The following is a 12,319-nucleotide window of genomic DNA, read 5'->3' on the forward strand; positions in this document are numbered from 1 at the left end:
CGGGGCAGTGGCTGCTACCACTTCCCCTCCAGGGTCAGCAGCCAGGTCCTGTCGCCGCCATCACGGCCGGCCAGCTGCCAGCGACGGTCGTCATCGCGCGCCACACGTGCAAGGCGATCGCGCGCACCGAGCAGGTTCTCCCCGGCCAGGCGCAGATCAACCCCAGGAACGAGCTGCCGGGTGACGTGGACGTCGATGCGCGTGCCACTGCGGTTCGTCCCCTGCAGTTCGCTGGCCCGCGCCGTGCGTACCGGCCCCGTGTGGCGGAGTTGGACGCCATAGCGCAGGGCCGCACCCGAAGGCGCGTGTTCATAGCCAAGGCTGGAGACATGGCGGGGCGTGTCATTGGCGATACGCCGGACGCCCAGCCGGGCGTCGTCGACCTCGGCCCGCGGCAGGGTATGGGTTGCGCGCAGGCTGCCGCCGGCCGGCAAGATGCCAGCGAGGGCGGCGCTGTCCAGGCGCACGCTGAGCTCGACGCCCCAATGGCGCGCATCGCCGACGTTGGCGGGGCGCTCGACCCAGCGTCCAGCCTCGTCGGCCAACGTGCGCTCGATGAAGTCCGCAGTGCGACGGAAGTAGGCGTTGGCCCCAAGCACGCTGCGCTCGCCGCCGAGATAGCGCTCGACACCGATCTCGAAGCGCTGGATGCGCTCCGCAGCCAGGCCCGGCCGCCCGCCCAGGTCGGGTTCGAGTGGCGTATTGACGCCCGCACTGCGGGTGACGACCGGACTGAGCTCATCCAGCTTGGGCGCGCGCAAGCCACTTCCGACGCTGGTGCGCAGCACCCAGGCCGGCGCGAACGCCCAACGTAATGCGAGCGAGGGCGACACCGCCTCGGTATGCCGCTGCCCGCCGCCCGAACGCTGGCGCAGGCCGTCCACGCGCAGGCCGCTGGTGAGCGTAAACGTGTCGCCGTCGGCGCCGCCGAAGGTCCATTCGTCCTGGAACCAGGCCGCCGCGCTTGTTTCACGCAAGTCATGACGGCGCAGCGCTAACGCCGTATCCGATCCCGCCTCCTGTGCATCCTTCCGGCTGAGCACCGCGCCCTCAAGCGCCCAGGTCAGCAGGTGGGCCCCCACTGCCCTGTCGAGCCGGGCCGACCCGGTGAGTTCGCGCTCGCTGCGCTCGAGCGCCTCGACTGCGGCCGTGCCCACGGCAGGCAGGCGACGGGTGTCCGTCCGACGGTCGCCGTCCATCACCGCAAGCCGCAGCCCGAGCCGGCCATCGACGGACGCCAGCGGCATGCTGGCGTCGGCGCGCAGGCGCGCGATGCGCATGTCGCTGCGCTCGCGGTCGACGCGGGTATCGACGCCGCCGGCGCTGAGCTGCTGGCGCCGCCAGCCGTTGTTGAGATAGAGGCTTGGCCACACAGTCAGACGTCGTTCGCCGTCCTTCAAGGACAATCGTGGCGACAGGATCAGTTCATCGACACGGTAGCGGCCCAGCGTCCGCTCATCGGCCACGACGCCGGCCGGATCGCCGCGCATGCGCTGCTGCTCGACCGGCATGCGGTGGCGGTTGAACGTCAGCGGCAGGGTCCACGCACGCTCGGCCACCCCGCCTTCGACGCTGCCGGTCAACTGCAGGTTGGGTTCGTCGCCGCGCAGGCCCACGGTGGCCTTCAGCGAGCGGCTCGGCTTGGCCTGCGGCGCACGCACGACAAGGTTCACCACCACCTCGGCGGTGACGCCGAACTCGGCCGAGCCGCCGCGCATCAGTTCGACCCGCTCGAGTTCGCCAGCAGGCAGCCGGCCGACCACGGTAAGCGCATGCCGCCCGCTCGCCGTGGGGCGCTTGCCATTGACGAGGATGAGCACCGAATCGCGCGCCATCCCGCGCGCCGAGGCCGAGGCGCCTTCCATGCCATCCGCACCGCGCTCCAGTCCGGGCAGCTTGCGCAACACCTCGGACACCGACAGCCCGCCCAGGCTGGCGATGTCCTCGCGGTCGAAGACCACTTTCTGGCCCGCCGCATAGCGCTGCTCGGCGATCGCATCGAGCACGGCCTCGACCTCGATCGCCTTCAGCTCGGTGTCCGCCAGGGCGCCCACCGGCAAGCCGGCGGCAAGCGCCGCAAGCAGCGACCCAAGGTGCGCACGCGCTCGCATCATGCTCGCGTACCAGGCATGACGCCCGGCTGCCGGCGCGACTGGCTCAGCGTACCCGCGAAGAAGGCGCCCAGGGTGAGCAGCGCAAGCAGAAGCTCCAGCCAGGGCGCCGGCATGTCGGCGGCCGCATCAGGTGCGACCTGCTCGAGCACCTGTCCGGTCACTTGCTGCGGCTCTGCCTCGGCCGCGTTCGGGGTCGGGGTCGGGGTCGTCGCCGCATCCTGCGCAGGTGCCGTGCTCGATTCCAGCCCGAAGCCGGCCGCGAGCGAGCGGGCATAGGCGTCCACCTTGCTGCTGACCGGCTGGTAGTCGAGTCGCTCGACCGCGTCGGCATAGATCTCGACGAGCCGCTTCAGCGTGGCCTCGTCGGTGCTCCAGTACTCCTTGCGCGCGGCCTCGAGCATGCGCTCTGCGACCTGGGCACGGGCGGTGGGGTTGTGGCGCTCGAACCACTCTTCCATGCCCAGCTCGAGCGAGTCCTCGACATAGACCTCGAAGAACTGCTGCCACTGATCGTCGCGGACGATCTCAGGCGCCACGGCGGTCCAGCCCCAGAAGTTGTTGACCGTATCGACGACCGCCAGCGTGCCGGCATAACCCTCCTGCTGCATCGCCTCCACCCACTGCGGATGGAAGTAGCGCGCACGCAGCTCCGCCGCCAGGAAGCGCCCTGCGCCTTCGACCCGGGTCTTGCCCTGGTCGCGCAGGTTGCTGATATAGAGCCCGGGCGTGCGCCCGTCGAGGCGGCGGACGGCGAGGCCGATGCCGCCCAGGTACTGGAAGGGATCGTCGGTGGTGAGCATGCCGTAGAGGTTGGACGAGCGCGCGAGCACGGCCGCCTCGGTTCCCCTCAGGTGCTCGGCATAGAGGTTGAAGCCGCCCTTGCCTGCCGCGCCGCCAGCCGCCTCCCGATTGCCGGGCGCACGCACGCGCTCGCCCCAGCGCGAGGGGTCCGGACCATAGGCGTACTGCATGCGCTCCAGATAGAGATCGGCAAGCTTGCCCTCGTCGTCCCAGGTGTCGGATGCGAGCGTAGCGTCATCCAGGCCGGTGCCGTAGGCGCCGCTCTCGCTCGAGAAGATGCGCGTCAGCGCGTGCAGGCGCGCGTCCTCGGCGGTGAAGCCCTGCTCGATGAGCGAGCGCTCGATCTCCAGCGCGTTCGCGCGTACGGCGTTGTCGGGCTCGTCGAGCTCCGCCACGCGCTCGACCGCACGCGCGATGAGCGTCATGACGGTCGGGAAGTGATCGCGATAGAGGCCGGTGGCGGACACGACCACATCCACCCGCGCACGGCCGAGTTCCTCGCGCGGGATGACCTCCACGTCGCTGATGCGGCCGAAGCGGTCCCACACCGGGCGCACGCCGAGGGCGTGGAAGACCTGGGCCTCGAGCACGCCGAGGTGGCGCATCGCCTCGACCGACCAAAGCGAGAACGCCGCCTTGCGCAACGGCGTGCCGTGCTCCGCCCGGTGCGCTTCGAGCAGCTGGGCGAAAGCGTCAGCGCCGGCGAGCCAGGCCTGCTCGGTCGGGATGCGCGAGGGATCGAAGCCGTAGAGATTGCGCCCGGTGGGCAGGCTCTCGGGGTTCCTGATCGGGTCGCCGCCGTACTGGGTGTCGATGAAGCGGCCGTCGAGCGCCTTGAGCAGACCGGCGTGCTCGCCGGCTGCCGCAAGTGCGTCAAAGTAGGCGCGCCCCTCGCTCAGCAGCGCGTCTTCGTCCGCCGCAGGCTCGGTCGCGAACGCGCCGGCGAGCAGGCGGTAGGGGGCAGACTCGGGCAGCGCCTTGTAGTCCTCCACGAACAGCTCGTCCGGCTCGGCCAGGCCGAGGCTTGCGTACAGGCGGTCGCCGAGCATCTGCATCACCGTGCCGACGCGATGCTCGAAGCGCGGCGCCTCGCCGAAGGTGTGCAGGCCGAGCGGCTGGGCGGTCTGCGCCAGCGTATGCAGCCAGTCGTGCAGCTCGCGCTCGAAGGGGCGAAAGTCTGCGCGTGCGCGCTCGGCCGTCCAGCCGATGTCCTCGATCAGGGTCAGGCGTGCCGCCTCATCGACGATGGCGCCCATGGTGCGATCCTTGACTGCGCCGACGTCGAGCAGCTCGTACTCGTGCAGCAGGTCGTGCAGCGGCATCAGCTGCGCATGCAGACCGGCCGGTGCGAACGATGGCGTCTGGTGGCTGATGATGGTCGCCCTGCCACGCCGCTTCGCCTGGGTGGCCTCGCCGATGTTGTCGACGATGTAGGGATAGATCACCGGCAGGTCGCCCAGCACCAGGTAGGGGTCGTCATGGATGGACAGGCCGCGCTCCTTGCCCGGCGTCCACTCCTGGCTGCCGTGGGTGCCGAAGTGGATCAGCGCGTCGGCATCGAAGGCGGTGCGCGCATAGAGGTAGGCGGCAAGGTAGAAGTGGGTCAGCGGCACCTTGGTGTCGTGGTAGATCGCCTTCTCGGGCGGCTCGTCGATGCGGCCGCGCGGCGGCTGCGGCATGATCACCAGGTTGCCAAGCTGCAGGCGCGGGATCGCGAAGCTGCGCGTGTCACCCGCACCGACCAGCATCGGGTCGTTCTCGGGCGACCCCCAGTGCTTGTTGATGCGCTCGCGGGCGTGCGCAGGCAGGCCATCGAACCAGGCAAGATAGTCGGCAAGGGGCAAGGCCGCCGCGAGGTTGTCGGCCAGCAGGGCGTCGAGCCTGCCCTCGCGGTAGAAAGGTGCGAGCAGACGGGCTGCGCTGTCGATGAGCGCTTGCTCCTCGGCGGGCGGCACGGTGTAGCCCGCGCCCTGCAGGGCCTCGGACAGGCGGGCGAGACTGCGCGGCACGTTCAGGAACGAGGCCGACAGGTTGCGCTCGCCGAGCGGGTAGTTGTAGAACATCAGCGCCACACGCTTGTCCGCATTCGCCTTCGCGCGCAGGCGGGCAATGCGGTACGCCTTATCCACCAGGGCGTTCGCCTGCTCGGGGATCAGCACGGCACGCTCGTCCTCGATCGCGGCGACCATCAGCGGGTCGCTCAGGCCAGCCTGCTCCGGAATCGCGAGCAGGAAGGGCACGGCACCGCCCGGCACGCCTTCGGCACTCGCACGCCAGTGGGCGGCGTCGCCCTCGCGCCAGGTCATCGCCTGCAGCACCGGGACGTCCAGCCTGGCGTAGTCCTCGCGCCGGCTGCCCTGGTACATGACCTGGAAATTGAGCAGCACATCCACCGCCGCTCGCCCTTCGTCCATCACGATGTCGAGCGCGCCGCTCGGCGCCGTCAGCGGGTGGTAGAACACCACCGGCAGCGCCCCCCGCGCTTCCAGCATGCGCACCAGCTCGTCGATGTGCCCCATGCCCATGTTGCCGATATAGGCCTGGTGGACGACGATGCCGACCGCCGGGCTGCGCCGAGCGCGCTCTTCGCCCAGCCACTGGCGGTAGGCGGCAAGATCGCCGACCACGAGATCGGGGTGATCCGGGTGGTAGATGCCGGTGTCCGGGAACACCACCGGGGCCGGCACCGCGACGGCGGTTTCGCCGAAGAGGTGATGGCGGACATGGGCGAAGAAGCCGGCAAAATTGCGCTGGCTACCGTTGCGGTAATAGGCGTACAAGGCCTCGCCGGTCGCAGGCTCCAACCCACCGCCCACCTGTACGCCACGTGCCGACGACAGCATCCAGGGCACAGCGAGGCGATCGAGCACGGGCACGACCTGTTCGCGCATGCGTCGGCCGTCTTCCTCGCGTGGCGCGTCCAGCACGGCCAGCCTCACGCCGCGCAGGGCCGCCTCGACCGCATCCGCGGCGTCACGGTCGACATTGACCACGGCAAGATCCACCCCGGCCGTGTCGGCCAGGGCGTGCAGCGCGACGAACTTGCCACCGAGCACGAAGTCGCTGCTGATCACGGCAACCCGCCCTGCACGGGGCTGCGGCTGGAGGGCGATCGCCAACGCGGCGGCAAGCACGAGCAGCACACAGACGAGGATTAGATGACGCCAGGGTGCACGGGCTGGCGCATGCGAGACGGATTCGACCGGAGTGGAGCTGTTCATGGGCGGTATCTTGGATTCGACAAGCGCCCCGCAGGAACGCGGGGCGCAACAACGGGCAGGCGGCGATCAGAACGCGCCGTGCAGCGTGACGCGCAGCGCGCGCGGGGTTTCCGAGTAGCTGAACAAACTGGACTTGTCGGCCAGGCGGACATTGGTGATGTTGTCGATGCCAGCAGTCACGCGCAGGTGCTTGTTGAACGCGTAGCCACCCTGCAGATGCAGCAGGTTGTAGGCTGGCGCCTTGCGCGCCGCCGAGGTGACATACTGACGGCCGGTGTGCTCCAGGCGGAGGGCTGCGCTCAAGGGCCCCTGCTTCCAGCCCAGGCGGGCATTGAGCAAGTGGTCGGGCCGCGCATTGAGCGGCTTGCCCGAGGTCTTGTCCTCGGTGTCGAGCCATTGTCCGCTCAGGCGGGCATCGAAACCGCCGCCAAGATCCACGCGCAGTGCGGTCTCGACCCCCTGGATGCGGGCATCGTTGATGTTGTCGTAGATGTAGAAGGCTCGGGGACCGACGCGCCGGATCTCGCGCGTGGTAATGAGGTCGGTGACACTGTTGCGGAACGCGGTGAGTTCCCAGTCGATCGCACCCTTGGCGTACATGAGACCGAGCTCCCACGACTTGCTCGTCTCGGGCCGGATGTCGCCGTTGCCGTAGAAGGTATGCGGCCCTTCGGCACCCTCGTACGACGACGAGGCCTGCTTGAGCGTTGGCGCGCGGAAGCCTTCGCCGTAGCCGCCTCGCAGCGTCCAGGCATCGGTCGCATGCCAGACAAGGTAGGCGCGCGGACTGCTCTCGGCACCGAAGATCGAGTGTCGGTCGCGACGGAAGCCGAGCGTAAGCGTGAGGTCTGCAGCCAGTGCAATCTCATCCTGGATATACAGCGCGCGAAAATCGGCGTCGTCCTTGCCACCGGCGAGGCCGGCGTTCTTCATCGTCTCGGTCCGGGTGTCGAAGCCCACCGTCAGGTACTGCATGCTGCCGAGCGCGAAGCCGACGCGCCCGTCCACACCACGGTCGTCCATGCTCTGCGGGCGGGTGGGCGCCACGCCATTGGTGCGCCGGTTCGACACCGAGAAATCGGACTCCCAGGCGCGCAACTGGGTCTCCACACCCGACCAGTCGGCGCGCCAGGTCGCGATCGACTGCGAGCGATCGATGTCGTAGGTATCGCGGTAGTAGGTGCCGCTGCGGACTTGGTCGCGCTCACGTTCCTCGTTGCTGACGCGGTGCTCGAGGTCGAACGTGTGCGCGGCCAGCGGCTGCCAGGACAGCAACAGATGCCCCGACTGCAGGTCGGTACCCTCGATCTCCGAGGTGCGCCGGTCTTCCTTGCGCTCGAGCGGCGAGCGCTGCAGCCGCGTGGCCGAGATCGCCATGCGCAAGGTGTCGGTCAGGCCACCGGAAAAATGAACACCGCCGCTGAGCGAATCACCCCCACCCGCTACGCTGCGCCCGCCGAGGCGAACGCCGCCACGCCATTCGGCGTCGGGCCGGCGGGTAATCGTGTTGATGACGCCACCGAGTGCATCCGAGCCATAGAGCACGGACATCGGCCCTCGCACAACCTCGATGCGCTCGATGCTGTCGACAGGTGTCCAGTCATACTGGAAATCGGAATGTCCGACCCAGTCGTCGGTATTGATGACGCGCAGGCCATTGACGAGATAGAGGGTGTGCTTGCCGTCCATGCCGCGCAGGGACATCGTCTTGCGGCCAGCAACGCTTTGCCCGACGAGGCCGATTCCCGTCGTCTCGCGCACGGCCGCAAGCACATTGTCGGCACCTGCGGCCTCGATTTCTTCGCGCTTGACCACCGCTGCCGCTGCGGGCACGTCGCGAACAGCCTGCTCGCGCTGAGTGGCGGTCACGAAGACCTCGTCGAGCCTCGAATCGGAAGCCGCCCCAGCCCAGGCCTGCGCGGCGGGCAGGACGGCGAGCGCCAGCATGATCCGTGACACACCGCCAAACGATGCGGACCGAAGCGTCGACTGAACGCCAGTGAAGGTAACCATCAAGCTCTCCAGGAAGGAAGATTTGGCTGGCTACCTATCCGTACAGGCGTTGGTTGCTGGCTGATATGCGAAAAAGGGACCGAATACTCCGCTTGGCTGCAGACAGGCACAGCACAAGCGGGCAAAATTGAGCTAGATCAAATCTACGTAAGAATGATTTCTATTTGTAATTATTATACGCCGGCTTTGCCTCGAAATGAAAGCCGGCCCCGCAATCAGGAACACATCGGTATGAACCCACGGAAAACGCGCATTGCATCAAGCTCACCCGGTCGGCTGCGAATCCGGGACCTGGCCCTTCGCGACCGCGACCGGATCGCACAGTTCGAAGCGCAGCTACATCAGATCGACGGCATCCGGGAGATCGAGGCGAACGCAAGCGCTGGTAGCGTGGTGATCCGATACGATGGCGACCGGATCGAGGCCGTCGAGCTCGAGCGCCGCGTCGATGCACTGGTCGACGCCGTGCTCGCCGCACCGCGCAGCCCGGGCCGCCGCAGCCTGCGCAGGCATGCGAACCGCATCGCCAAGGTCGGCATGCTGGGCAGCCTGGGGGCATCGCTTGCGCTCGCGGCCACCGGCAACAAGCGCTGGCACGCGCTCAGTGGCGGCGTGTTCGTAGCCTGTCTCGGCGTGCACATCGGGCTGCACCGCAAGGCCTTGCTGCGCTGACCGCCTTCCCGCGGCGATCAGGCAGCAGCCGTGTCTCAGGCGCAGCACCCGGCCAAGTGGATGATCCGGCGCGCCAGCAGGACAGCTGAAGCGCGGCGGGCAGCATCATCCGGCAGGTAGACCTCGACGCCCAGGTAGGCAAAACGGGGGTTGTTCCAGACCGCCTCCGGGATGACGGTGCGCGCATGCAAGGGCTGGCCCGCGTCGAGCGCAACGATACGCACCTGCTCGCGCAGCGAGGGCAGTGCTTCGCCCGCCGCAAGCGTAGCGGGCGCCTCGAGCGCGTGCATGAGACAGGCTCGCAGGCGCGGACTCGCGCACAACAGGTCTGCGCTTGGCCCCGTATCGTCATATCCGGCATGGAGGTCAAGCAGCAGCCGGTGAGCGGGGCCGAGTTGCGACAGGAGCTGAAGGTAGAGTGCGCGGTGCACGACGCGGTTGCGGAAGCACTCGTCGGGCAGGGGCCGACGGCCGGACAAGCCGTCGGGAACCTCAAGCACGTCGATCTCGCCTGGATCGAAGCCATCGAGCACCTCGCGACCGAAGGCAAGCTCCTCGCGGTGGATACCGATCACGACGAGCACGCCCGCCACCACACTGCCTCCGTCTGCGCTCACACCGTGGCGTCGCCGCCGGCCCCCTTGCCTGCGGCCCGCTCATCGCCCGCCCGTTCATCGCCCGCCCACTCGTAGACGGCGACCGTTGCCGGATCGCACTTGCAGCAGGTGGTACCGCAAGCCGATGCGGCGGCCAGGCGTCGCACCCTGCCCTTGCGTTCGAGCGTGGCGAGCATGGGTTCGAGCGCAGCCGGCGTGCTGCCCAAGCCGTTGGCCATGTCGGCAACGCTGGCGCGGCGGCGCTCCCGCAGGTAGTTGCCCAGGCGTGACAAGATCATCGCTCCCCCTCAGACCTGCTGCGGCAGGGGCATGCTGGCGCCTGCCTCGCGTGCGCCGTGACGCCGCAGCGCCCACAGCACCAGCCCCATGGACACGGTAACACCGGCGATCCAGGCCAGCGATGCACCCGGATGCTGCGCCCAGGTGGCGGCCTGGTAGTACACCGTGGCCACGCCGTAGCCCATCGCCGTCGTCCATGCGGTGACGAACACCGCCCAGCGCGCACCCGACTCCTGATAGATCGCCGCGATCGCAGCCGTGCATGGCGCATAGAGCAGGATGAACAACAGGTAGGCGAAGGCCCCCGCCGCGCCGTCGAAGCGTGCGGCCATCGCGCCGAAGGTACCGGTCGACACTGCCTGCTCCTCGGCCACCGCAGCCTGGTCGCTGAGGTCGCCAACGTCCAGGCCGATCGGGTCGGCCCAGGCGCCAAGCGCATCGGCCAGGTTCGCCGGGATGGTGGCGAAGGCGGCGGCGACGCTTTCGACGAGGTCGAAGGGGGTCTCTTCGCCGCCCTCTTCACCCGCGTCCTTGGCGGCGAGCGCAGAGTAGGCGGCGTCGAGCGTGCCGACGACCGCCTCCTTGGCAAGTACGCCAGTGAAGATCCCCACAGCAGCCGGCCAGTTCTCCTCGGTCAGCCCCATCGGCGCAAAAGCCGGCGTGATGCTCCGCCCCACCGCGGCAAGCACGGAGGCATCGCTGTCCTCGTTGCCGTAGCTGCCATCGGTGCCAACCGAGTTGAGCACATTCAGCACCAGCACCATCGGCACGATCACCCGGCCGGCGCGCACGATGAAGGCCATCAGGCGCTCCCAGGCGTGGCGCAGCACGCCGCGCACGGTGGGCAGGTGGTAGGGCGGCAGTTCCATGATGAAGGGCGTCGGCTCGCCCTTGAGCAGGGTGTTGCGCAACACCAGCCCAGTCAGCACCGCCACTGCGATGCCGATCAGGTAGAGCCCGAACACCACGTTCTGTGCGCCGCTCGGAAAGAAGGCGGCCGCGAACAGCACATACACCGGCAGACGCGCGCCGCAGGACATGAAGGGCGCCATGGCAATCGTCATCAGGCGGTCGCGGCGGTGCTCGAGCGTACGCGTGGCCATGATCGCCGGCACGTTGCAGCCAAAGCCGACGATGAGCGGCACGAAGGACTTGCCGGGCAGCCCCACCCAACGCATGAAGCGGTCCATCACGAAGGCTGCGCGTGCCATGTAGCCCGAGTCCTCGAGCACCGACAGGAACAGGAACAGGAAGCCGATGATCGGGATGAAGGTGGCGACCACCTGGATGCCACCACCGATGCCCTGCGCGAGCAGGACGGTGAGCCACTCGGGCGAACCGAGGCCGGACAGCAGTTCGGCAAAGCCATCGACCAGCAAGGCACCGGTAAACTGGTCGAAGAAGTCGATGAAGGCGCCGCCGATGCTGATGGTGAAGAGGAACATCAGGTACATCATCAGCAGGAAGATCGGCACCCCGAGGACGCGGTTGAGCACCACGCGGTCGATGCGGTCGGTGAGATCGCGCCCAACACGGCCGCTGACGGTGACCGCCGCCGCGGCGATGCGGTTGGCGAGCCCATAGCGCGCATCGGCCACCATGATGTCGAGATCGTCGTCAAGCCCAGCCCCCAGCCGCTCCGCTTCGGCAGCGACCGCCGGCCCCGCTGCGCGGCGTGCCAGGTCGTCGCCCTCGAGCACGCGGACCGCAAGCCAGCGCGCAGACGTTCCGGCAGCCCGGGCCGGCTCGCCGAGCAAGGGAACGAGCGTCTCGATCGCGCGCTCCAGCGCCGGCTGATAATCAACTGTGGCGCTCGCCGGCTGGCGCACCTGGACAGCGCTGCGGATCGCTGACTTCAGCGCATCCACGCCGCGGCCTTCGGAGGCCACCACCGGGATCACCGGGCAACCGAGCCGACGCGACAGCTCATCGGCATCGATGCGCAGGCCCTTGGCTTCGGCCACGTCCACCATGTTGAGCACGACCAGCAGGGGCACGCGCATCTCGACGAGTTGGCTCGTCAGGTAGAGGTTGCGCTCGAGGTTCGCGGCATCGACGATATTGACGACCAGCCCGGCCTCGTTGCCATGGACGAAGTCGCGCGCCACGCTCTCGTCGAGCGACACCTCGCGATCGACCACGTCGAGCGAATAGGTTCCGGGAAGATCCACGACTTCGAAGTGCCGCCCATCATGCCGGTACTCGCCGCACTTCTTCTCGACAGTGACGCCGGGCCAGTTGCCGACACGCTGGCGCGAGCCGGTAAGGGCGTTGAACAGGGTCGTCTTGCCGCAGTTGGGATTGCCTACAAGGGCAATGGTGTGTTCGTGGTTCATTGCAGCACCTGAATCAGAGTTTCTCGACTGTCAGGGCGTCGGCCTCGCCCTTGCGCAGCGTGAGCGCGAAGCCGCGCACGCGGATCTCGACCGGGTCGCCCATGGGAGCGACGCGTACGACCTGCAACTCGGCCCCAGGCGTGAGCCCCATCGACAACAGTTTGCGGCGATAGGCCCCGTCCGCCTCGGCAAAACCACTGACCTTTGCGCGGTCTCCGACCTCGAGTTGCTTCAGCATCATCACAACGACTCCAGCTGTTGACCGC

Annotated in this window: 8 protein-coding genes; 1 reads left to right on the forward strand and 7 read right to left on the reverse strand. The window is 68.3% G+C overall.

The window, feature by feature from the left end:
- Positions 1-14: 14 nt before the first annotated feature.
- The 3 genes from LQF09_RS15920 to LQF09_RS15930 form a co-directional block, all read right to left on the reverse strand.
- On the reverse strand, positions 15-2,114 hold the full coding sequence (locus tag LQF09_RS15920) for a TonB-dependent receptor plug domain-containing protein (RefSeq protein ID WP_270068406.1): 2,100 nt from the start codon (positions 2,112-2,114) through the stop codon (positions 15-17).
- Positions 2,111-6,136 (reverse strand): cobaltochelatase subunit CobN, encoded by a 4,026-nt coding sequence (cobN, locus tag LQF09_RS15925; protein ID WP_270068407.1) that lies wholly within the window; start codon positions 6,134-6,136, stop codon positions 2,111-2,113. The genes LQF09_RS15920 and cobN overlap by 4 nt, the downstream gene beginning before the upstream one ends.
- Before the next feature lie 66 nt (positions 6,137-6,202).
- Complete coding sequence (locus LQF09_RS15930) at positions 6,203-8,149, reverse strand: TonB-dependent receptor plug domain-containing protein (RefSeq protein WP_270068408.1); 1,947 nt, start codon at positions 8,147-8,149, stop codon at positions 6,203-6,205.
- A 231-nt stretch (positions 8,150-8,380) separates the two neighbouring features.
- Here LQF09_RS15930 and LQF09_RS15935 point away from each other — a divergent pair, with 231 nt between their 5' ends.
- Complete coding sequence (locus tag LQF09_RS15935; protein WP_002929612.1) at positions 8,381-8,821, forward strand: HMA2 domain-containing protein; 441 nt, start codon at positions 8,381-8,383, stop codon at positions 8,819-8,821.
- A 35-nt stretch (positions 8,822-8,856) separates the two neighbouring features.
- Here LQF09_RS15935 and LQF09_RS15940 read toward each other — a convergent pair whose 3' ends face one another.
- Genes LQF09_RS15940 through LQF09_RS15955 form a run of 4 tightly spaced genes read right to left on the reverse strand, consistent with a single transcriptional unit; the run spans position 8,857 to position 12,294 of the window.
- The gene (locus LQF09_RS15940) at positions 8,857-9,438 is read right to left on the reverse strand and encodes a hypothetical protein (RefSeq protein ID WP_270068409.1); all 582 of its coding nucleotides are present in this window, start codon (positions 9,436-9,438) and stop codon (positions 8,857-8,859) included.
- The gene (locus tag LQF09_RS15945) at positions 9,435-9,716 is read right to left on the reverse strand and encodes a FeoC-like transcriptional regulator (protein WP_002941661.1); all 282 of its coding nucleotides are present in this window, start codon (positions 9,714-9,716) and stop codon (positions 9,435-9,437) included. The genes LQF09_RS15940 and LQF09_RS15945 overlap by 4 nt, the downstream gene beginning before the upstream one ends.
- Before the next feature lie 9 nt (positions 9,717-9,725).
- The gene (gene feoB, locus LQF09_RS15950) at positions 9,726-12,053 is read right to left on the reverse strand and encodes a Fe(2+) transporter permease subunit FeoB (RefSeq protein ID WP_270068410.1); all 2,328 of its coding nucleotides are present in this window, start codon (positions 12,051-12,053) and stop codon (positions 9,726-9,728) included.
- A gap of 13 nt (positions 12,054-12,066) precedes the next feature.
- Entirely contained in the window at positions 12,067-12,294 is a 228-nt protein-coding gene (locus tag LQF09_RS15955) for a FeoA family protein (RefSeq protein WP_270068411.1), read from the reverse strand.
- Positions 12,295-12,319: the final 25 nt, after the last annotated feature.

The organism is Thauera sp. WB-2 (genome assembly GCF_027594845.1).
Taxonomy (GTDB): domain Bacteria; phylum Pseudomonadota; class Gammaproteobacteria; order Burkholderiales; family Rhodocyclaceae; genus Thauera; species Thauera mechernichensis.